The sequence below is a fragment of the Stenotrophomonas maltophilia genome (assembly GCF_013464915.1).
In the GTDB taxonomy this organism is placed as follows: Bacteria; Pseudomonadota; Gammaproteobacteria; order Xanthomonadales; family Xanthomonadaceae; genus Stenotrophomonas; species Stenotrophomonas maltophilia_AT.
In genome coordinates, this window is the sequence record NZ_RAVT01000013.1 from 102836 (window position 1) to 124423 (window position 21588).

The window sequence follows — 21588 nt, forward strand, 5'->3', positions numbered from 1 at the left end:
GGAATGACGTAGTGAGCAGTACCGCGCTGGACAGTTTCCTCGACAAGTGGCGCAGCCGCTGGCCGGAATGGTCGGTGGCCGCCCCGTTCGTGGCCGAATCGCAACGCGAGCTTGCAGTGGCGTGGTTCGCGCTGCTGCAGGAATTCGACGACATGCTCAACACCAGTGGCGACCCGCTGCCAGCCGATGCCAAGCTGGCATGGTGGGGCGAGGAGCTGCGCAGCTGGGCTGCGCACCGGTCGCGTCACCCGTTGGGCCGCCTGCTGGAGCCGGTGCGTGCGCCGTGGGCGCAGCTGGCCGAGGCCCTGCCGGATCTGGTTGAAGCGCGCACGGTCGCGCTGGATGCGGCCAGCGCCGAGCGCGCGCTGGCCAACTACGCCGACGCGGTTGCTGCGGTGGAAGCGGCGCTGTTCAACGACAAGCCGCGCACCGGCGCCGGCCGCGCGGTGCAGCTGCAGACCCTGGCCCAGCGCCTGCAGGACGCCGGCGTGGCCGGTGTGCCGCGCAGCCTGTTGGATGAGGATTCCAGCACGGCCGCGCAGCGCTGGGCGCAGTACCTGTTGAAGGGGTGGGGCAGCCGCGTACCCGGCCCGCGCCCGCGCCGCGTCTGGTCCAGCCTGGCGCGCGCACGCGTGGCCGCGCAGGCCGCAGGCAAGCCGATTGAAGCGACACCGGTGCGCACGCTGTTGCGCGTGTGGTGGGCGGCGCGCGGCTGATTGATCGCCGCTGGTAGTGCCGGCCGGTGGCCGGCAGCTTGGGCGCTGCAGGATTCATGCAGTTGCCGGCCAGCGGCCGGCACTACCGCCCTGGGGCGTTTCAGAACTTCCTGACGTCGTTCATCGCAGCACGCAGGAATTCGCGGTCAAGCGCCGCAGCGCCCGGCTCGCGCCGCGCTTGGACTGCATCAAGAATGCTCATCCACGCCATGTAGATCTGCTCGCGCTCTTCGGTTTCGATGAATCCGCTGTGGCGGTCCAGTGCGTTGAAGCCTTCGGTGTAGTCGCGGCCGATCTGCGCCAGTGCCGCGCCCAATCCCGTTGTGTCCCCGCCACCGGTGCTCAGCTTCAATGCCTCGGTGCAGGCCTTGCGATACAGCGTGGCGGCCTTCTTCGCCTGCACGGCACTGACATGCGCGCTGCCTTCCCAGTTGCGGAATGGGTTGTCCAGGTTGGCGGCCAGCCATTCGGGCCTGCGCAGTTGTCCCACGTCCAGATCCAGGCCTTTGGCCACCTCGCCCTTGTAGGCCTTCTTGATGGCGGTACCGAGTTCGATCGGCAGGCTGTGCAGCCACAGCCGACACAAGCGGGGCCAGCATTCCGGTGCCGGAAACAGTGCTTCGGCAGGAGGGAAGAGCTCGCTGCCGCCAAGGGTATGCAGCTGCCGTAGATCGCCCAGGTGGTGCAACTGATGCAGCACGCAGGGGGCGCCGCTGATGGTCAGTGATTGCAGTTCTGGGAACTGCCCGGCGATGCGTGCGGCATCGAGTTCGCGTACCTCGCGCAACTGCAGTTCACCGAGACGCGGCAGCCCCAGGCCTGGCAGCAGCGGATCGGTGCTGATGAGGGTCAGCCAGCGGCCTTCGTCTTCGGCGTGGATGATCAGGCCGGGATCGATGCTGCCGGTCAGTGTCAGGCGATCCAGCTGCGGGTTGAGGTGGAGCGATCGCAGGCCGGTGACATCGATCGTCATCTGCAGGAGCCTGGTTCCTCGCACATCGGCGTCAGTCTCCTGCTGGCCACTGATCTGCAAGGTATGGATCAACGGTCGTGTACGCAGCCACGGCAGCAGGCCCGGCACCGGTGTGCTGATCTCCAGCTGGGTGAGCAGCGGCAGGGCATCGAATACAGACAGTGACGGCGCACGGTTCAGGGTCGCGCTGTCCAGTTGGCGGGTGCAGCGACGCACCGGAAAGGCATCGCTTTCCAGTACCACGCTCTGGTCTTGCGGCACGGACATCGCGGCGTGGAATGCGCGCACGGCATCGGTATCCAGTGCATCCCACTTGCGTTGCGCGACCCATTCGGCGCCATCGGGCCAGCTGCCATAAGTTCTCGGACGATCGGCGATCAGCGGCTCGCGCCAGCCCACCTGCCGGAAATCGCGCGGGACGCGCTTGCCTACCCAGCGGTGCAGGATCGCGGGCGCCGCACGGAACGGGCTGAAGCGGGCAGGTTGCATGGCTGCAACGGCGGCGGCATCCGGCAGGGCACTGCCCACCCAGTCCAGTGCCAGGATGGCGAAGCTGCCGTCCTCCGTATTCTGGTGGGTGAGCTGGTAGGCCACGTAGGCGCCCAGGCGTGCGTTGTGGACGACGTGGATTTCACCCGCGACGGGCATGCAACGCTCCTTGTTTCCATGCGTCGAAACATCGCGGTAGCGCCGGCCGCTGGCCGGCATCCAGATTCGCCGCGAAGATCATGGTATTGCCGGCCCGCGGCCGGCACTGCCGTTACTTCCGCTCCAGCACCAGCAACGGATCGATGCGGGTGTCGAACCAGTTCATGCCCCAGTGCAGGTGCGGGCCGGTGGCGCGGCCGGTGGCGCCGACCGCCGCAATCACCTGGCCCTGCTCGACACGGTCACCCACCTTCACGTCGATGCGCGAAAGGTGCAGGAAGTTGGAGCTGACCCCGAAACCGTGGTCGAGCAGCAGCGTGCCGCCGGTCAGGTACAGGTCGGGGCCGGCGAAGGTGACGATGCCGGCGGCCGGTGCCTTGACCGGCGTGCCGGTCGGCACCGCGATGTCCATGCCGGAATGACCGGCGCCGGGCTGCCCGTTGTACACGCGCGCATTGCCGAAGCGACCGCTGATGCGGCCCTGCACCGGCCAGATGAAGGTCTGCGTGAAATCGGTACGGTCGTCATCGCGGGCACGCGCGGCGGTCACCTGCGCCTGCTCGCGCTTGATCCGCTCGGCAATCGCCGGCGGCGGATTGACCGTCTTCGGCGGCACGCCGTTGACCCGCTCGGTGGGCCAGTCGCGCGGCGTCACCGCGATGGTCACGGTTTCACTGCCGCCGTCGGCGCGCTGCACCTGCACGCGCAACGGGCCCTTCTCGTCGCGGCCGATGCCGAACACTACGCTGCCGTAGTTGCTCACCCGCAGCTGGCGGCCGGCGTACTGCACGCGGCTGCCAGCGGGTACCTTGCCGATCACCAGGGCGCCCTGCGACGCGCTGGCCGGGAACACCACGCGGCTGTCGATCAGGCTGCCGATGCCGTCCTGCGCCTGCGCCGGGGATGAGGAAAACAGGGGCGCGGCCAGCAGCAGCGCCCCGAACAGAAGTGCCGGACGCATCAGCGGTCGTAGGTCATGCGCTGGCCGGCGGGTTCACCCACCAGCTTGCTGCCGTCCCACACCTGCTGGCCGTTGACCCAGGTGGAGGCGATGCGCGAACGGAAGGTGGTGCCTTCGAACGGCGACCAGCCGCACTTGGACAGGACGTCCTCGCGCTTGACCGTGAACGGCACGTCTTCCACCAGCACCAGGTCGGCGAAGTAACCCTCGCGCAGGAAGCCGCGCTCTTCCACGTCGAACAGCTGTGCCGGCGCGTGTGCGAACTTCTGCACCACCTGTTCGCGGGTCAGCTTGCCTTCGTGCACGCGCTCCAGCGCGGCCACCAGCGCGTACTGCACCAGCGGCAGTCCCGACGGCGCCTGCGCGTAGGGCTTCTGCTTCTCTTCCCAGGTGTGCGGCGCATGGTCGGTGGCCAGCACGTCCAGCACGTCGTCGGCCAGCGCGGCGGTGATCGCCTCGCGGTCGGACACTTCCTTGATCGCCGGGTTGCACTTGATCAGGTTGCCCTTGGTCGCGTAATCCGGGCGCGCGAAGTGCAGGAAGTGCACGCAGGTCTCGGCGGTGATCTGCTTGCGGCTGCCGTCGGCGCGGATCAGCGGGCCCTTCTCGAACAGCGCCAGCTCATCGGCGGTGGAGATGTGCAGCACGTGCAGGCGGGTGCCGTGCTTGCGTGCCAGCGACATCGCCAGGCGGGTCGACTTGATGCACGCTTCGCGCGAGCGGATGTCCGGGTGCATGTCCGGCGTCAGCGCATCACCGTACTTTTCCTGGAAGGCCTTCAGGTTGGCATCGATCATCGGTGTGTCTTCGCAGTGCGTGATGATCGGGGTCGGGCATTCGCGGAAGATCGCGTCCAGCGTTTCCGGGTTGTCCACCAGCATGTTGCCGGTGGAGGCCCCCATGAACACCTTCACGCCCGGGGCCTTCTTCGGGTCCAGCGCACGGATCGCGTCCAGGTTGTCATTGCTGGCGCCGTGGTAGAAGCCGTAGTTGGCCCAGGCGCGGCCGCGCGCCAGTTCGTACTTGGCTTCCAGGATGGTGGAATCCAGGGTCGGCGGGTTGGTGTTGGGCATGTCCATGAAGCTGGTCAGGCCGCCGGCCACGGCGGCCGCCGATTCGCTGGCGATGTCACCCTTGTGGGTCAGGCCCGGTTCGCGGAAATGCACCTGGTCGTCGATCATGCCGGGCAGCAGCCAGCGCCCGGCCGCGTCCACCACCTGCTCGCCGTCGCGCGGCGTCAGGCCGCTGCCGATCTGCGCGATGCGGCCGTTCTCGATGCGCAGGTCGCCGTCGAAGGTGCGGCCTTCGTTGACCATCCGGGCGTTGGTGATGAGGGTGGAGGACATGTCAGTGTTTTCCTGTGCAACGGCAAGAGGGGGCGTGGGTGGATTCGGGCACCGGGTCGAAGCCGCCGGGATGGAACGGGTGGCAGCGGCCCAGCCGGCGCGCAGCCAGCCAGCTGCCGCGCAGCGGACCGTGTCGGGAGATGGCGTCCATCGCGTATTCAGAACAGCTCGGCACGAAACGGCAACGCGGCCCCAGCAGGGGGCTGATGAAGCGCTTGTAGAAGCGCAGCAGGGCAATGAGCAGGCGCGAGATCACCCAGTCATCTTATGCCAGTTGGCATGAAGGCCGCATTTGTGCAGGATGGGCCGTTGGTCGCATGTCGCCGATGGCCTGCGACCGGTACCAGCACCTTCGGGTGCTGGCCAGGTTCCGTACCGCGCAAGGCGGTCCGTGTTCGTCGGACTGCCCCTTGGGCACCTTGACTCCAGGACTGAATGGAGCAGGGTGCCGAGGTTGCTGCTGCGGGTCGGGTAGGCTATAAAGGCCCGCTTTCCCGGGCCCCGGGGAATCCAAGGAAGAGCGTTTCGTGGCTGCTAAAAAAACTGCAAAGAAGGCCGCAACGGCCGCCAAGAAAACCGCCAAGCCTGTTGTGAAGAAGTTGGCGGCAAAGCCCGTTGCCAGGAAACCGGCCAGCAAGCCGGCGACCAAGGCAGCGTCCTCGCAACCGGCGGCCAGGAAGGCCACCGCAAAGAAAACGCCGGTCAAGGCAACCAAGCCGGTGGCGAAGAAGGCCGCTGCGCCTGCCAAGGCCAAGCCCGCCGCTGCCAGCAAGAAGGCGCCGGTGGTGAAGAAGGCCGCCAGCAAGGCCGCGCCGGTCAAGAAGGCCGCCGCCAAGCCGGCGGCGAAGAAGGCAGCAGCCAAGCCGGCGCCGAAGGCGGTGGTGAAGAAGGCTGCAGCCAAGCCCGTCGCCAAACCGGCGGCCAGGAAGGTCGCTGCGGCCAAACCGGTCGCCACGCCTGCCGCTGTAAAGAAGGTTGCCAAGAATGTTGCCGCGCCGGCCGCAAAGCCGACCCCGGCCCCAGTAGTGAAGTCCGCACCGAAGCCTGCTGCCAAGCCGGCTCCGGCCAAGCCTGTCCCGGCCAAGACCGTGGCAGTGGCGGCAGCCCAACCGGCCTCCAAGCCGGCCCCGGCCGCCGCTCCTGTCGCTTCGACGGCCCCGCAATCCAAGAATCCCGTGCCCGTTTCGAAATCGCCTGCCAAAACCGCCGTGAAATCCGATTCCGCCCCGAAGACCGTGTCGCGCCCTGTCGGCAAGGTTGCCGTGGCCGTCGCCGCCCGCTCGGCGGCACCGGCCCCGCGCAGCAAGTACAAGGTGGTCGAGTACAAGACCGACGAGGCCACCGGCCGCCCGATCCTGCCGGCTGGCTACAAGCCGTCCTCGGAAGAGGAATACATGAGCTCGCTGCAGCAGGAGTACTTCCGCCAGCGCCTGCAGAACTGGCGCGCTGACCTGGTGGAAGAGTCCAAGCAGACCATCGAGAACCTGCGCGAGGAAGTGCGTGACATCGGCGACGAAGCCGAGCGCGCGACCCGCGAGACCGAGAACTCGCTGGAACTGCGTACCCGCGACCGCTACCGCAAGCTGATCGGCAAGATCGACAGCACCCTCAAGCGCCTGGAAGCAGGCGACTACGGCTACTGCGTCGACACCGGCGAAGAAATCGGCCTGGAGCGCCTGGAAGCGCGCTTGACCGCCGAGCGCACCATCGACGCCCAGGAGCGTTGGGAGCACCTGCAGAAGCAGCAGGGCGACTGATTCCTGATCGTTGTATGGTCATGCGAAAAACCCGGCCTCGGCCGGGTTTTTTGTTGGGAGGTGGTTGGCTGGGTAGAACGGCGCCTTCCGGGTATCGGACCCACCCGCAGGCTCTCGACGGTTTCCTGCGTGCGCGGTTGCTGTAAAGCCGAGCCCATGCTCGGCTCAGGCCGAAGCCGGAGGGCAAGGAAGAGCAAAAGCAAAAGCAAAAGCAAAAGCAAAAGCAGCCAAGCATGGCTTGGCTCTACCAAGGGCGGTCATGCGTGCGCTCGCGGCTGTTGGGTCCGCCTTGTAGCGAGCCGAGCACCGCAGGGGAATCAGGGGCGAAGAGGCGCCGCTGTTTGAGCGCAGCGAGTTCGGCGCCGCCCCCTGATTCACCGAGGAGCACAGGGCACCGGCGCGCAGCGCCGGCTCGCGGATGGCGGAGCGTTTCTTTGGTTACTTTCTTTTCGCGAAAAGAAAGTGACAAACCCGTTCATCGAGGGAAAGTGACGTGGCCAGGCAAACGCCCGGCGCCGCCGAACGCGCTCTCCGCGGGGTCACTGCAGATCACGCAAATTCAGTTCCCGCAGCGTCGGGTTCTTCCACGCCGTGATCCCGGCCACGCTCAGCACCGCGAACCCACCCAGCACCACGGCCGGTACCAGACCGAGCAGACGCGCCATGGTGCCGGCATAGAACGCGCCCAGCTCGTTGGACGAGCTGATGAAGATGCCGTTGATCGACGATACCCGCCCGCGCATTTCTTCCGGCGTGGCCAGCTGCAGGATGGTCGAGCGGATCACCACCGAGACGCCGTCGAAGGCCCCGTAGAACAGCAGGATCAGCGCCGACAGCCAGAAGTGCTGCGACAGCCCGAAGCTGATCACGCACAGGCCGAACCCGGCCACCGCGAACAGCAGCACGCGACCGGCATTGCGGTGCAGCGGGTGGCGGGCCAGCCACAGGCCCACGCACACCGAACCCAGCGCCGGCATCGCGCGCAGGATGCCCAGGCCTTCCGGGCCGTGATGCAGGATTTCGTGCAGGAACGCAGGCAGCATCGCCACCACGCCGCCCAGCAGCACCGAGAACATGTCCAGCGCCATCGCGCCGACCATGATCCGGTTGCCGACCACGAAGCGCGCACCTTCGGCGATGCTCTTGAAGATCGGTGCGGCCGGACCGGTGTGCACTGGCTCTTCCACTTTCAGCGTGGCCAGGCAGGCCATCGCCACCAGTGCGAAGCCGGTGGCAACGGCATAGGACAGGCCCTTGCCGCCGAAGCCGACCAGCACGCCGCCCAGCGCCGGGCCGGCGACCATGCCGGCCTGGAACACCACCGCGCCGAGCCCGGCACCGCGCGCGAACTGATCGCGCGCCAGCACGCGCGCGAACAGTGCGTTGTAGATCGGCGACAGGAAGGCACGGACCATGCCGGTCAGGGCGATGGCCGCATAGATCGGCCATACCCCTTCAAACGGAAGCCAACCCGTGGCGACGCCGGTCAGCACCAGCGCCGTGGCGATCAGCCCGGAACAGGCCACCATGCCCAGCCGGCGCCGTGGCAGGTGATCAACCAGATAGCCGGCGAACGGCGCCACGCAGAAGAACGGCAGCACCTCGGCCAGGCCAACCAGGCCCAGCGAGAACGGATTGCGGGTGACTTCGTAGATGTGCCAGCCGACAGTGACCGCGACCACCTGGTAGGACAGCATCGCGAAGATGCGGTAGGCCAGCAGCTTGGCGAAACCTGGCCGGGACAGCAGGCCCAGCGCGGTGTCCTCGGCTGTGGCAGGCTCGCTCACGACGGGTCGCGCTGCAGCTGGGCCTGAGCGGTCTCGCGGATGAACGCCAGCATCGCCGCCACGCCGTTGCTGCGGGTGGGGGAGAGGTGGCGGGCCAGGCCGATGTCCTGGATGTAGCTGGGCTCGGTATCCAGGATCTCCTGCGCCGAGCGCCCGGAGTACACGCGCAGGGCCAGGAAGATCAAGCCGGAAACGATGGCCGAATCACTGATGGCGTGGAAGCGCAGTGACTGCGCATTGCCTTCCGGCACGATCCAGACCATCGACTGGCAGCCGAGCAGGCGATGCTCTTCGGTCTTCCATTCGTCCGGGAAGGCGGGCAGCTTGCGGCCGAGGTCGATCAGGTACTGGTAGCGCTCGGACCAGTCGCCGAAGAAGCCGAATTCCTCGGCGATGGCGGTCTGGGCCTCGGCGGCGGTGGGTTCAAGCGGGAACGGGGAGTCGGTCACAACAGTCTCTACAGTGGGGGCGKGGCCGGCGGGCCGGCCACGGGGCAGGGCAGGTCAGCCGCGCTTGCGCGACCAGCGGACGCCCTGCGGGGTGTCATCCAGCACGATGCCTTCGGCGGCCAGCTGGTCGCGGATGGTGTCGGCACGGGCGAAGTCACGCGCCTTCTTGGCCGCAGCGCGCTCGTCGATCAGGCCCTGGATGCGCGCATCGTCAGCGTCATCGCCGGCGGCGGTACCGAACCACTGCGCCGGATCGGCCTGCAGCAGGCCCAGTGCCAGGCCCGCACCGAGCAGCTCGCCCTTCAGGCGCGCCTGTTCGGCCGGGTCGGTGGCACGACGCGCGTCGGCGGCAATTCGGGCCACTTCGGCCAGCGCCTGCGGGGTGTTCAGGTCGTCATCCAGGGTCGCCTCGACGGTGGCCGGGATCACGGCCGTAGCCTCGATCGACGCCAGTTCGCGCAGGGTGCCGTACAGGCGGTCCAGGGTGCGCACCGACTGCTCGATCAGGCCATCGGACCAGTCCAGCGGCTGCCGGTAATGGGCCGACAGCAGGGCCAGGCGCAGGGCTTCCGGCGGATGCTGGCGCACCAGGTCATGCACGCGCTCGATGTTGCCCAGCGACTTGCTCATCTTGGCGCCGCCGAAGTTGAGCATGCCGTTGTGCAGCCAGTAGCGGGCGAAGATCCTGCCGCCGTGGGCGCATTCGCTCTGCGCGATCTCGTTCTCGTGGTGCGGGAACTGCAGGTCGACACCGCCGGCATGGATGTCGATGGTCTCGCCCAGATGGGCGGCGGCCATCGCCGAGCATTCGATGTGCCAGCCCGGGCGGCCACGGCCCCAGGGCGATTCCCAGCCGGGCAGGTCGTCGGTGGACGGCTTCCACAGCACGAAATCGCCCGGATCGCGCTTGTAGGGGGCGACATCGACGCGGGCGCCGGCCAGCATCTCTTCCGGATCACGGCGCGAGAGCTTGCCGTAGCCGTCGAAGCTGGCCACCGCGAACAGCACGTGGCCCTCGGCGGCATAGGCATGGCCGTTGGCGATCAGCTGCTCGATCATGGTGATGATCTGCGGCATGTGCGCGGTCACTTCCGGCTCGATGTCCGGCGGCACCACGCCCAGCGCGGCCATGTCTTCACGGTAGGCGGCGGCGAACTTGTTGGTGATGGTGCTGATCGGCACCCCCTGCTCGCGCGCGGCGGTGTTGATCTTGTCGTCCACGTCGGTGATGTTGCGGGCGTAGCGCAGTGCGCCGAAACGCCGCCGCAGCAGGTCGGCCAGCACCCCGAACACCACCGGGCCACGGGCGTTGCCGATGTGCACGTAGTTGTAGACCGTGGGGCCGCACACATACAGGGTCGGACAGGCCGGATCGAGCGGGGTGAACGGTTCGAGCTGGCGAGTCAGGTTGTTGTGCAGGCGCAGGGTCATGGGGGTGTGGCTGGGGGACAAGCCTGTGATTTTAGAACGTGTCGGCCCCCTTTGGGTGCACCGGTTGCCACCGGTGGACGCCGGCTTCACCCAAGGTGGGGTGGGCAGGAGCAGCGTGGACGGGTAATGTTCAGCCCCTTGCGCTCGTCACTGCCTACACTATTGCCGTGTCCTTGCTCCCGTCGCCACTGAAATCCACCGCGTTGCTGACCCTGGCCTGCCTGTCGGCGACGGCCGCCGTGGCCCAGGCGCAGGAGGCCGAGCCGCGCAACCGTGTGGTGATCGTCGAGAACGTGAAGTTCGACTATGCGCAGGTGCTGAACGTCGAGCCGGTATTCCAGACCCTGCGCGCCACCCGTACCGAGGAACACTGCGAGCCGATCTCGACCCGCACCCTGGCCCCTGTCAACGTGACCGGGGAAGAGCCGGTCGAGGACAAGGGCCGGATCGGCCGCTTCTGGGATTCGGTGCGCTCGATGTTCAAGCGCAGTGACGAGGAGATCCCTGAGGAGGCCGCGACCGAGACGCCGGCCCCGGCGCCAGCCAACAATGGCCCGATGCTGACCCGTGACTGCCGCATCGTGCCGGTCGGGCGTGAATTCCGCCGCCCCATCGCCTACGACGTGGACTACGTCTACAAGGGCACCAAGTACCGTTCGCGCCTGCCGGAAGACCCCGGCAACCGGCTCAAGATCCGGGTCTCGATCACCCCCTGGGTCGGCCCCGAGCAGGGTGCCGCCGGCAATCCCTGATTCTGCGACCCTGGCCCCTTGCGCCGGCCCCGGCCGCATGCAAAGATTGCCGGCCATGAAGCTCACTGACTTCCAGCACGACAGCAGCGCAGCCCGACAGGCGTCGGGCATGACCTCGCGTGCGCGTCGACCGGAACCCCACATCCTCGCTGGGTAACCGGAGCTTTTTGCTGTTCGTCCGAAAAAAACCCAGCCCGCCGGCTGGGTTTTTTCGTTTCTGCGTCCTGAAAGCTGCAACTGCAACCTTTTCGATCCACCTTTGGTTCCTGCTTTTCCCTTCCACCGCGTCGAACCCGGCGCCGCCACGCAAGGAAAGATGATGTCCCCCAAGCACTTCCTGAACACCCAGGACTGGAGCCGCAGCGAACTTGACGCGCTGCTGACCCAGGCCGCGCTGTTCAAGCGCAACAAGCTCGGCGACCAGCTCAAGGGCAAGTCGATCGCGCTGGTGTTCTTCAACCCGTCCATGCGCACCCGCACCAGCTTCGAACTGGGCGCGTTCCAGCTCGGCGCCCACGCGGTGGTGCTGCAGCCGGGCAAGGATGCGTGGCCGATCGAGTTCAACCTCGGTACGGTGATGGACGGCGACACCGAAGAGCACATCGCTGAAGTGGCCAAGGTGCTGGGCCGTTACTGCGACATCATCGCCGTGCGTGCGTTCCCCAAGTTCCAGGACTGGGCCTACGACCGCCAGGACATCGTCCTCAACAGCTTCGCCAGGTATTCGCCGGTGCCGGTCATCAACATGGAGACCATCACCCACCCGTGCCAGGAGCTGGCCCACGTGATGGCGCTGCAGGAGCACTTCGGCACCCAGGACCTGCGTGGCAAGAAATACGTGCTGACCTGGACCTACCACCCCAAGCCGCTGAACACCGCCGTGGCCAACTCGGCGTTGACCATCGCCACCCGCATGGGCATGGACGTGACCCTGCTGTGCCCGACCGCCGACTACATCCTCGACGACCGCTACATGGGCTGGGCCGAGCAGAACGTCGCCGAGAGCGGCGGTTCGCTGAAGATCAGCCATGACATCGACAGCGCCTACGCCGGTGCCGACGTGGTCTACGCCAAGAGCTGGGGCGCGCTGCCGTTCTTCGGCAACTGGGGGCCGGAAAAGCCGATCCGCGACCAGTTCAAGCACTTCATCGTCGACGAGCGGAAGATGGCGCTGACCAACAACGGTGTGTTCAGCCACTGCCTGCCGCTGCGCCGGAACGTGAAGGCCACCGACGGCGTGATGGATTCGCCGCAGTGCATCGCCATCAACGAAGCCGAGAACCGCCTGCACGTGCAGAAGGCGATCATGGCCGCGGTTGCCGGGCGCTGATTCCCAAGCATTGAAACAATCCGCCGGGCATGGCCTGGCGCTACCCCACCTGATTGGACATTACCCCCATGAGCAACAAAGACGTCGTTCTCGCCTTCTCCGGCGGCCTGGATACCAGCTTCTGCGTGCCCTACCTGCAGGAGCGTGGCTACAACGTGCACACCGTGTTCGCCGACACCGGCGGCGTGGATGATGAAGAGCGCGATTTCATCGAAAAGCGCGCCGCCGAGCTGGGCGTGGCCAGCCATGTCACCGTCAACGGCGGCCCGGCCATCTGGGAAGGCTTCGTCAAGCCGTTCGTGTGGGCCGGCGAAGGCTACCAGGGCCAGTACCCGCTGCTGGTCTCGGACCGCTACCTCATCGTCGATGCCGCGCTGAAGCGTGCCGCCGAACTGGGCACCAACATCATCGCCCACGGCTGCACCGGCATGGGCAACGACCAGGTCCGTTTCGACCTGGCCGTGAAGGCCCTGGGTGACTACCAGATCATCGCGCCGATCCGCGAGATCCAGAAGGAGCACACCCAGACCCGCGCCTACGAGCAGAAGTACCTGGAAGAGCGTGGCTTCGGCGTGCGCGCCAAGCAGCAGGCCTATACCATCAACGAGAACCTGCTGGGCCTGACCATGTCCGGCGGCGAGATCGACCGTTGGGAAGCCCCGGGCGAGGGTGCACGTGGCTGGTGCGCACCGCGCAGCGAGTGGCCGGAACAGGCGCTGACCGTCACCCTGAAGTTCGTCGAAGGCGAAGCCGTTGAACTGGACGGCAAGGCGCTGCCGGGCGACCAGATCCTGGCCAAGCTCAACAAGCTGTTCGCTCCGTACGGCGTTGGCCGCGGCGTCTACACCGGCGACACCGTGATCGGCCTGAAGGGCCGCATCGTGTTCGAGGCCCCGGGCCTGGTCTCGCTGCTGGCCGCGCACCGCGCGCTGGAAGATGCGGTGCTGACCAAGCAGCAGAACCGCTTCAAGCCGGACGTGGCACGCAAGTGGGTGGAGCTGGTGTACGAAGGCTTTTACCACGACCCGCTGAAGACCGACATCGAGGCCTTCCTGAAGTCCTCGCAGGCCAAGGTGAACGGTGAAGTGGTGCTGGAAACCCGTGGCGGCCGCGTCGACGCAGTGGCGGTGAAGTCGCCGCACCTGCTCAACACCAAGGGTGCCACCTACGCGCAGTCGGCCGACTGGGGCGTGGAGGAGGCCGAAGGCTTCATCAAGCTGTTCGGAATGAGCTCCACTGTCTATGCGCAGGTCAATCGCGGTTGACCTGTGACGGGGGTGCCGGCCGCTGGCCGGCGCCTCGCAACGTCAATGGAGGGTAGTGCCGGCCGCTGGCCGGCTCGTGGCACGGCTGGATCATTGCGGAGCCGGCCAGCGGCCGGCACTACCGATTTCGAACCCTACGGATATTCAGACACATGCTTGAACAGACGCTCGATCACCTGCAGGCCCTGGTGTCCTTCGACACCCGCAACCCGCCGCGTGCGATCACCACCGGTGGCATCTTCGATTACCTGCGCGCGAACCTGCCCGGCTTCAACGTGGAGGTGATCGACCACGGGGCCGGTGCGGTCAGCCTGTATGCCGTGCGTGGAACGCCGAAGTACCTGTTCAACGTGCATCTGGACACCGTGCCGGATTCGCCGCACTGGAGTGCCGACCCGCACGTGATGCGGCGCCTGGACGACCGCGTGGTCGGCCTGGGTGTGTGTGACATCAAGGGCGCGGCGGCCGCACTGGTGGCCGCGGCCAATGCCAGCGACGGTGACGCGGCATTCCTGTTCTCCAGCGACGAGGAAGCCAACGACCCGCGCTGCATCGCCGCGTTCCTGGCCCGTGGCCTGCCGTACGAAGCGGTGCTGGTGGCCGAGCCGACCATGAGCGAAGCGGTGCTGGCGCACCGTGGCATCAGCTCGGTGCTGATGCAGTTCGCTGGCCGCGCCGGGCATGCCTCGGGCAAGCAGGATGCCGCCGCCAGCGCATTGCACCAGGCAATGCGCTGGGGCAACCGTGCGCTGGACCATGTGGAATCGCTGGCGTCGGCGCGCTTCGGTGGGCTGACCGGCCTGCGCTTCAACATCGGCCGCGTCGAAGGTGGCATCAAGGCCAACATGATCGCCCCGGCCGCTGAAGTGCGCTTCGGTTTCCGGCCACTGCCGTCGATGGACATCGATGCGCTGCTGGCCACCTTCGCCGGTTTCGCCGAGCCGGAAGCCGCGCTCTTCACCGAAACCTTCCGTGGCCCCAGCCTGCCGGCCGGCGACATCGCCGAAGCCGAGAACCGCCGCCTGCTGGCGCGCGACGTGGCCGATGCGCTGGACCTGCCGATCGGCAACGCGGTGGACTTCTGGACCGAGGCTTCACTGTTCTCCGCCGCTGGCTACACCACGCTGGTGTTCGGCCCGGGTGACATCGCCCAGGCCCACACCGCCGATGAGTTCGTGACGCTGGACCAGCTGCAGCGCTACACCGACGCCGTGCACCGCATCATCGCCGCCGGCGCCTGATTCTTCCCTTTCCGACGAAACCGAAATGTCTCCTGCCCTCCAGCCCCACCGCCAGACCCGCCAGACCATCGTGCGCCTGCTTTCCAGCATGGCCAGCGCGAAGGAGATCAGCCAGTACCTCAAGCGCTTTTCACAGCTGGATGCCAAGCGCTTCGCCGTGGTCAAGGTCGGCGGCGCGGTGCTGCGCGATGACCTCGACGCGCTGACCTCCTCGCTGTCGTTCCTGCAGGAAGTCGGCCTGACCCCGATCGTGCTGCACGGCGCCGGCCCGCAGCTGGATGCCGAGCTGTCGGCGGCCGGCATCGAGAAGCAGACCGTGAACGGCCTGCGCGTGACCTCGCCGGAAGCGCTGGCGATCGTGCGCCGGGTGTTCCAGCAGTCCAACCTGCGGCTGGTCGAAGCCCTGCAGCAGAACGGCGCGCGCGCCACCTCGATCACCGGTGGCGTGTTCGAGGCCGAGTACCTGGACGTGGATACCTACGGCCTGGTCGGCGAAGTGAAGAAGGTCAACCTGGCACCGATCGAGGCCAGCCTGCGTGCAGGCTCGATCCCGGTCATCACCAGCCTGGGCGAGACCGCCGGTGGCCAGATCCTCAACGTCAACGCCGACTTCGCCGCCAACGAGCTGGTGCAGGAACTGCAGCCGTACAAGATCATCTTCCTGACCGGCACCGGTGGCCTGCTGGATGAGCAGGGCAACGTGATCGATTCGATCAACCTGTCCACCGAATACGACCACCTGATCGCGCAGCCCTGGATCCACGGCGGCATGAAGGTGAAGATCGAACAGATCAAGGATCTGCTCGACCGCCTGCCGCTGGAATCGTCGGTGTCGATCACCCGTCCGGCCGACCTGGCCAAGGAACTGTTCACCCACAAGGGCTCGGGTACGCTGGTGCGCAAGGGCGAGAAGGTGCTGCGCGCCACTGCCTGGAACGAACTGGACCTGCCGCGCCTGAAGGGCCTGATCGAATCCAGCTTCGGCCGCACCCTGGTGCCGGACTACTTCGAGAAGACCAGGCTGCTGCGTGCCTATGTCAGCGAGAACTACCGCACCGCGGTGATCCTCACCGACGAGGCCGAAGGCGTGTACCTGGACAAGTTCGCCGTGCTCGACGACGCACAGGGCGAAGGCCTCGGTCGCGCGGTCTGGAACGTGATGCTGGAGGAAACCCCGCAGCTGTTCTGGCGCTCGCGCCATGGCAACCCGATCAATCACTTCTACTATGCCGAGTCCGACGGCTGCTACAAGCAGGACCACTGGAAGGTGTTCTGGTTCGGCGCCGATGGCATCGATCGCATCCACACCTATGTCGATCACTGCGCCAGGCGCGCCCCGAGCCTGCAGGGCTGAGTGATGAGCAACCCCGACGCCTGGAATTCGGTCCCCAGCCTGCGCGGCCAGCACGTATTGCTGCAGCCGCTGCAGATGCAACATGTGCCGGGCCTGCGCGCTGCGCTGGACGGCAGCGGCCTGGATCAGCTCTGGTATACCCAGGTGCCGTCGCCGGAGCGGGCCGAGGCCTATGTGCAGGCCGCGCTGCAGGCGCAGGCCGAAGGCAAGGCGCTTCCCTTCGTGATCCGTGATGCCGCCGGTGAGATCATCGGCAGCACCCGCTTCTACGACCTGGATGCAAGCGTGCCGAAACTCAGCCTCGGCTACACCTGGTACACGCCGCGCGTGCAGCGCACCGGTGCCAATACCGAAGCCAAGCTGTTGCTGCTGCAGCACGCCTTCGAAACGCTGGGCTGCATCAGCGTGGTGCTGGAAACCAGCTGGTTCAACGCCACCTCGCGCACTGCCATCGCCCGCCTCGGCGCCAAGCAGGATGGCGTGCTGCGCAACCACAAGCGGCACGCCGACGGCACGCCGCGCGATACCGTCATCTTCTCCATCATCGATGCGGAATGGCAGGGCGTGAAGCGCCACCTGCAGTACCGCCTGGACAGTCACGCATGAACGATTCGACTTTCACCCTGGGCATCGTCGGTGCCCGCGGCCATACCGGCGCCGAGCTGATCAAGCTGGTGGCCGCCCACCCGCGCCTGGAACTGGCCTTCGTCTCTTCGCGCGAGCGCGCCGGGCAGCGTCTGGCCGACCATCATCCGGAGTTCCACGGTGACCTGCAGTACGAAAACCTGGACGCCGACGCGGTGGCCGCCAAGGGCGTGGATGCGGTGATCCTGGCCCTGCCCAATGGCCTGGCCGCACCGTTCGTGGCCGCGCTTGAGGCAGTGAAACCGGACACCGTGATCGTCGATCTTTCAGCCGACTACCGCTTCGACAACAGCTGGTACTACGGCCTGCCGGAGCTGACCCGCGGGCGCTACAACGGCCAGAAGCACATCAGCAACCCGGGCTGCTATGCCACTGCGATGCAGCTGGCGGTGCATCCGCTGCTGGATCTGCTGGCCGGTCCGCCGCAGTGCTTCGGTGTCTCGGGCTACTCCGGTGCCGGCACCACGCCGTCGGACAAGAACAATGTCGAACTGCTGGCCGACAACCTGATGCCGTATGCGCTGACCAATCACGTGCACGAGCGCGAAGTGTCCGTGCAGTTGGGCGTGGCGGTCGAGTTCATGCCGCATGTCGCGCCGCATTTCCGGGGCATCACGCTCACCGCCAACCTGTGGCTGAACCGCGTGCAGACCCGCGAGCAGATCGTCGAGCGCTTCCAGCAGGCCTATGCCGGTGAACCGCTGGTCGAGGTGGTGGACGAAGCACCGTGGGTCAGCCGCATTGCTGGCCGCCACGGTGCCCAGGTCGGCGGCTTCACCCTGGCCCCGGGCGGCAAGCGCGTGGTCGTGGTGGCGACCCTGGACAACCTGCTGAAGGGCGCGGCCACCCAGGCCATGCAGAACCTCAACCTTGCGCTGGGCATCGACGAACTGACGTCGATCCCGCACTGATCCCGCCTTCCGGAGCCCCCATGGCAGACCTTCTTTGGCAGAAGCCGGGCGTCGCTGTCGACGCCCAGATCCAGACCTTCCTCGCCGGCGACGACGTGATTCTCGACCGCGAGTTCTTCCTGCATGACATCGCCGCCAGCGCGGCGCATGCGCAGGGCCTGCAGCACATCGGCATCCTCGGTGCCGACGAGCTGGCTGGCCTGCTGCGCGAGCTGGAGGTACTGGCGCAGGACTTCCGCGCAGGCCGCTTCGTGCTCGATACGCAGTATGAGGATGGCCATTCGGCCATCGAAGCGCGCTTGACCGAGCGTCTGGGTGATGCCGGCCGCAAGATCCACACCGGCCGCAGCCGCAACGACCAGATCCTGGTCGCTACCCGCCTGTGGCTGAAGGAAAAGCTGCAGCGCGTGGCCCAGCTCAGCGCCGAAGTGGCCAAGGTCGCGCTGGACCGCGCGCAGGCCGAGAAGGATCTGCCGATTCCCGGCTATACCCACATCCAGCGCGCCGTGGTGTCCTCGGCCGGCATGTGGTGGGCCGGCTGGGCCGAAGCCTTCATCGACAATGCCATCCGCGCCCGTGACACCCATGCGCTGGTCGATGCCAACCCGCTGGGCACGGCTGCCGGCTACGGCGTGAACCTGCCGCTGGACCGCGAGCACACCACGGCTGCGCTCGGCTTCGCGCGCATGCAGATCTCGCCGATCTACGCGCAGCTGTCGCGCGGCAAGTTCGAACTGGCCGCGCTGGAAGCGCTCGGTGGTGCCACCCTGGACCTGCGCCGCATCGCTTGGGATCTGTCGCTGTTCACCAGTGCCGAGTTCGGTTTCGTCGCGCTGCCGGCGCAGTACACCACCGGCAGCTCGATCATGCCCAACAAGCGCAACCCGGACGTGATCGAGCTGATGCGCGCCACCCACGCCAGCGTGGCCGCCGCACGTACCGAGATCGAGCAGCTGCTGTCGCTGCCGTCGGGCTACCATCGCGACCTGCAGTCGTCCAAGGGCGCCATCTTCCACGGCTTCGGCCGCGGCCTGGCTGCGCTGGAACTGCTGCCGGCGCTGCTGGCCAACCTGGAATGGCGCGACGACAAGCTGCGCGCGGCCATCGACTCGGGCATGTACGCCACCGATGTGGCGGTGGAAGCGGCCGTGGCTGGCGTGCCGTTCCGCGAGGCCTACAAGGCCGCTGCGGCCAGTGCCGACAGCGCAGGGCAGGGGCGTACGCCGGAAGGCAGCCTGGCCGCCCGTGTGTCGCCGGGTTCGGCTGCCGACCTGCGCCTGGATGAACTGCGCACGCGCTGGCAGGCGCTGGCCTGATGGCGGGCACCGTCTACCTGGTGCTGGCCATGCGCCGGCCCGATTTCAATGCCGCCGCGGTGCAGCCGCACCGTGATTTCCTGGATGCGTTGCAGGCGCAGGGCAAGCTGCAGCTGACCGGCGGCTTCGCCGATGGCAGCGGTGGCGCCTACGTGCTGTGCAACGTGGACAGCCTGGCGCAGGCACAGGCCATCGTTGCCACCGATCCGCTGGTGACGATGCAGGCCTCCGACCTGACCGTGCACGAATGGAACACCCGCTGAGACCCTGACCGATGACCCTGCACGCTGCCAACGCCGCTTCGCCGTTCCCGCAACAGGCGCTGCCGCCGTGGCGGCGTGCGGTGCTGAAAGTCGGCAGCAGCCTGCTGGCGGCCGACGGTGGCGGCCTGTCGCCACGCCATGCGCTGGGCCTGGCGCAGTTCGTGTCGGCCAACGTACTGGCCGGGCGCGAGGTGGTGATCGTGTCATCCGGCGCAGTGGCGGCCGGACGCGCGATCCTGCCGCGGGCCGATGAGCCGGGCGCAGCCATGGCGGCGCGGCAGGCCCTGGCGGCGCTTGGCCAGGCCCAGCTGATCGGCCTCTGGCAGCGCTTCTTCGAGCGCCCGGTGGCGCAGGTGCTGCTGACCCATGACGACCTGCGCAACCGTCGCCGCTACCTCAACGCCCGCGCCACCCTCAACGAACTGCTGCGGCTGGGCGCGTTGCCGGTGGTCAACGAGAACGACACCGTGTCGGTGGACGAACTCAAGCTTGGCGACAACGATAATCTGGCAGCGACGGTGGCGGCGCTGGTCGATGCCGATGCGCTGTTCATCGCCACCGACATCGACGGCCTGTACAGCGCCGACCCGCGCTCGCATGCCGACGCACGGCCGCTGCACGATGTTGCCGAATTGAATGACGAAGTGCTGGCGATGGCGGGGGGCGCGGGATCACGTGCCGGTACCGGTGGCATGCGCACCAAGCTGGAAGCGGCGGCCAAGGCGGGCCGCCTCGGCATCGAGACCTACCTGTTCAATGGACGCAACGGGGAGGTGGTGCGCGCGCTGGCACAGGACCGCCTGTTCGGCACCCGCATCCACGCCGCGCGCAGCCGCGAGGCCGCACGCAAGCACTGGCTGCGGCACGCACCGCTGGCCGAAGGCGCGATCCTGATCGATGCCGGTGCTGCACAGGCGATGCGCGAGAAGGGCGCTTCGCTGCTGCCTGGCGGCATCACCGGTGCGGAAGGGACGTTCCGCCGTGGCGACATGGTGCAGGTGTGCTGGGACGCATCGCAGGGGCGCGTGTGCATCGCCCGCGGTGTCAGCCAGTACGCGGCCGACGACGTGCGCCGCATCGCTGGCCGTCATTCGCGCGACATCCAGGCCGTGCTCGGCTACAACTACGGCGGCAGCGTCGTCCATCGTGACGACCTGGTACTGCCATGACCGCATTGAAGGACATTCCGATGAGCGACATCGAAGCGCAGGCGCGGGCCTGCCGTGACGCGGCCCAGGTGGTCGCCGGTCTCGACAGTGGCGCCCGGCGCGCGCTGCTGCTGGCGATGGCACAGGCACTGGAAGTGAACGCCGGGCTGATCCTGGCCGGCAACGCGCGCGACCTTGCCGCTGCACGCGGGAAAGGCGTGGGCAGCGCCATGCTTGATCGGCTGGCACTGGATCCGCCGCGCCTGTTCGCGATGGCCGAGGCTGTGCGTGAAGTGGCCGGATTGCCAGATCCGGTCGGCCAGGTGACCCGCGATGACGTGCGCCCGAACGGGATCCGCGTGCAGAAGGTGCGCGTGCCGCTGGGCGTGATCGCGATGATCTACGAGGCGCGCCCGAACGTGACCGCCGAAGCCGCCGCGCTGTGCCTGAAGGCTGGCAATGGCGTGATCCTGCGTGGCGGTTCCGAAGCGATCCATTCCAACACCGCCATCGCGCAGGCACTGGCAGGAGCACTCAAGGCCAATGGCGTGCCACCGGCCGCAGTCACAGTGCTGACCGACCTGCGCCGCGAAGCGATGCTGGAACTGCTGCAGTTGCATGAGCTGATCGACCTGGCGATTCCGCGTGGTGGCGAAGGCCTGATCCGCTTTGTCGCCGAACACGCACGGGTGCCCGTGATCAAGCACTACAAGGGCGTCTGCCACCTGTTCGTGGATGCCAGTGCCGACCTTGGCAAGGCCATCGATCTGCTGGTGGATGGCAAGTGCAGTCGTCCGGCCGCCTGCAACTCACTGGAGACCCTGCTGGTGCACCGTGATGTGGCGGGCGCTTTCCTGCCCCGCGTGGCGCAGGCGCTCGGTGAGCGCGGCGTGGAGCTGCGCGCCGACACGAACGCACAGCCGCTGCTGCCGGGCAGCGCGGAAGCCACCGAGGAGGACTACGCCGCCGAGTTTCTCGATCTGGTGCTGGCGGTGCGCGTGGTGGACGATCTCGATGCGGCCATCGCGCACATCCGCGCGTACACCTCCGACCATACCGAAGTGATCGCCACTGAAGATGCCGGTCATGCCGAACGCTTCGTCAACGCGCTGCGCTCGGCGGTGGTGATGGTGAATGCCTCATCGCGCTTTTCCGATGGTGGCCAGCTCGGCCTGGGCAGCGAGATCGGTATTTCCACCACACGGCTGCATGCCTACGGACCGATGGGTCTTGAAGCGCTCACCGTCGAGCGTTTCGTGGTGCGTGGCGAAGGGCAGACGCGCGCATAAGCAGAT

Annotated in this window: 20 protein-coding genes; 13 read left to right on the plus strand and 7 right to left on the minus strand. The window is 67.2% G+C overall.

Going from position 1 to position 21588, the window contains the following annotated elements:
- Positions 1–11 precede the first annotated feature (11 nt).
- Positions 12–716, plus strand: coding sequence for a squalene/phytoene synthase family protein (locus D7T59_RS05230; protein ID WP_106551228.1), 705 nt, complete (start codon positions 12–14; stop codon positions 714–716).
- Between the two features lie 100 nt (positions 717–816).
- On the opposite strand, the gene D7T59_RS05235 is transcribed toward D7T59_RS05230, so the two are convergent.
- The 4 genes from D7T59_RS05235 to yidD form a co-directional block, all read right to left on the minus strand.
- Positions 817–2337, minus strand: coding sequence for a gliding motility protein (locus D7T59_RS05235; RefSeq protein ID WP_180853100.1), 1521 nt, complete (start codon positions 2335–2337; stop codon positions 817–819).
- Positions 2338–2449: 112 nt separating this feature from the next.
- On the minus strand, positions 2450–3298 hold the full coding sequence (locus D7T59_RS05240) for a M23 family metallopeptidase (RefSeq protein WP_180853099.1): 849 nt from the start codon (positions 3296–3298) through the stop codon (positions 2450–2452).
- The gene (locus tag D7T59_RS05245; RefSeq protein ID WP_164135926.1) at positions 3298–4644 is read right to left on the minus strand and encodes a dihydroorotase; all 1347 of its coding nucleotides are present in this window, start codon (positions 4642–4644) and stop codon (positions 3298–3300) included. Before D7T59_RS05245 ends, D7T59_RS05240 begins: the two co-directional genes overlap by 1 nt.
- A 1-nt stretch (position 4645) precedes the next feature.
- A complete protein-coding gene (gene yidD, locus D7T59_RS05250; protein WP_005417723.1) occupies positions 4646–4900 on the minus strand; it encodes a membrane protein insertion efficiency factor YidD in 255 nt (84 codons plus the stop codon).
- Positions 4901–5171: 271 nt separating this feature from the next.
- Here yidD and dksA point away from each other — a divergent pair, with 271 nt between their 5' ends.
- A complete protein-coding gene (gene dksA / locus D7T59_RS05255; RefSeq protein ID WP_180853098.1) occupies positions 5172–6401 on the plus strand; it encodes an RNA polymerase-binding protein DksA in 1230 nt (409 codons plus the stop codon).
- A 539-nt stretch (positions 6402–6940) separates the two neighbouring features.
- Here dksA and D7T59_RS05260 read toward each other — a convergent pair.
- The 3 genes from D7T59_RS05260 to cysS are packed head-to-tail and all read right to left on the minus strand — an operon-like array spanning position 6941 to position 10068.
- Positions 6941–8188 (minus strand): MFS transporter, encoded by a 1248-nt coding sequence (locus D7T59_RS05260; protein WP_164135928.1) that lies wholly within the window; start codon positions 8186–8188, stop codon positions 6941–6943.
- Positions 8185–8637: a SufE family protein gene (locus D7T59_RS05265; RefSeq protein ID WP_005410372.1), complete on the minus strand. Its 453-nt coding sequence runs from the start codon at positions 8635–8637 to the stop codon at positions 8185–8187. Before D7T59_RS05265 ends, D7T59_RS05260 begins: the two co-directional genes overlap by 4 nt.
- 54 nt (positions 8638–8691) lie before the next feature.
- Positions 8692–10068: a cysteine--tRNA ligase gene (gene cysS / locus D7T59_RS05270; RefSeq protein WP_164135929.1), complete on the minus strand. Its 1377-nt coding sequence runs from the start codon at positions 10066–10068 to the stop codon at positions 8692–8694.
- 188 nt (positions 10069–10256) lie between these two features.
- Between cysS and D7T59_RS05275 the strand changes: the two genes are divergently transcribed.
- The 11 genes from D7T59_RS05275 (at position 10257) to D7T59_RS05325 (ending at position 21582) form a co-directional block, all read left to right on the plus strand.
- Positions 10257–10820 carry a glycine zipper 2TM domain-containing protein gene (locus D7T59_RS05275; protein WP_180853104.1) on the plus strand — a complete coding sequence of 188 codons (564 nt, stop codon included), beginning with the start codon at positions 10257–10259 and terminating at the stop codon, positions 10818–10820.
- 319 nt (positions 10821–11139) lie between these two features.
- Positions 11140–12150, plus strand: coding sequence for an N-acetylornithine carbamoyltransferase (locus tag D7T59_RS05280; RefSeq protein ID WP_180853097.1), 1011 nt, complete (start codon positions 11140–11142; stop codon positions 12148–12150).
- Positions 12151–12218: 68 nt separating this feature from the next.
- On the plus strand, positions 12219–13415 hold the full coding sequence (locus D7T59_RS05285; RefSeq protein WP_164135932.1) for an argininosuccinate synthase: 1197 nt from the start codon (positions 12219–12221) through the stop codon (positions 13413–13415).
- Between the two features lie 152 nt (positions 13416–13567).
- Positions 13568–14656 carry an acetylornithine deacetylase gene (locus D7T59_RS05290; RefSeq protein ID WP_180853096.1) on the plus strand — a complete coding sequence of 363 codons (1089 nt, stop codon included), beginning with the start codon at positions 13568–13570 and terminating at the stop codon, positions 14654–14656.
- Between the two features lie 25 nt (positions 14657–14681).
- Positions 14682–16010, plus strand: a complete 1329-nt coding sequence (locus tag D7T59_RS05295; RefSeq protein WP_164135934.1) for an acetylglutamate kinase — start codon at positions 14682–14684, stop codon at positions 16008–16010.
- A 3-nt stretch (positions 16011–16013) separates the two neighbouring features.
- Positions 16014–16616, plus strand: coding sequence for a GNAT family N-acetyltransferase (locus D7T59_RS05300; protein ID WP_180853095.1), 603 nt, complete (start codon positions 16014–16016; stop codon positions 16614–16616).
- The gene (gene argC / locus D7T59_RS05305; RefSeq protein WP_164135936.1) at positions 16613–17566 is read left to right on the plus strand and encodes an N-acetyl-gamma-glutamyl-phosphate reductase; all 954 of its coding nucleotides are present in this window, start codon (positions 16613–16615) and stop codon (positions 17564–17566) included. Before D7T59_RS05300 ends, argC begins: the two co-directional genes overlap by 4 nt.
- 20 nt (positions 17567–17586) lie before the next feature.
- Complete coding sequence (gene argH, locus D7T59_RS05310; protein WP_180853094.1) at positions 17587–18882, plus strand: argininosuccinate lyase; 1296 nt, start codon at positions 17587–17589, stop codon at positions 18880–18882.
- On the plus strand, positions 18882–19145 hold the full coding sequence (locus tag D7T59_RS05315) for a YciI family protein (protein WP_103281852.1): 264 nt from the start codon (positions 18882–18884) through the stop codon (positions 19143–19145). Before argH ends, D7T59_RS05315 begins: the two co-directional genes overlap by 1 nt.
- Positions 19146–19156: 11 nt before the next feature.
- Positions 19157–20314, plus strand: coding sequence for a glutamate 5-kinase (proB, locus tag D7T59_RS05320; protein WP_164135939.1), 1158 nt, complete (start codon positions 19157–19159; stop codon positions 20312–20314).
- The gene (locus tag D7T59_RS05325; protein ID WP_180853093.1) at positions 20311–21582 is read left to right on the plus strand and encodes a glutamate-5-semialdehyde dehydrogenase; all 1272 of its coding nucleotides are present in this window, start codon (positions 20311–20313) and stop codon (positions 21580–21582) included. Before proB ends, D7T59_RS05325 begins: the two co-directional genes overlap by 4 nt.
- Positions 21583–21588 lie beyond the last annotated feature (6 nt).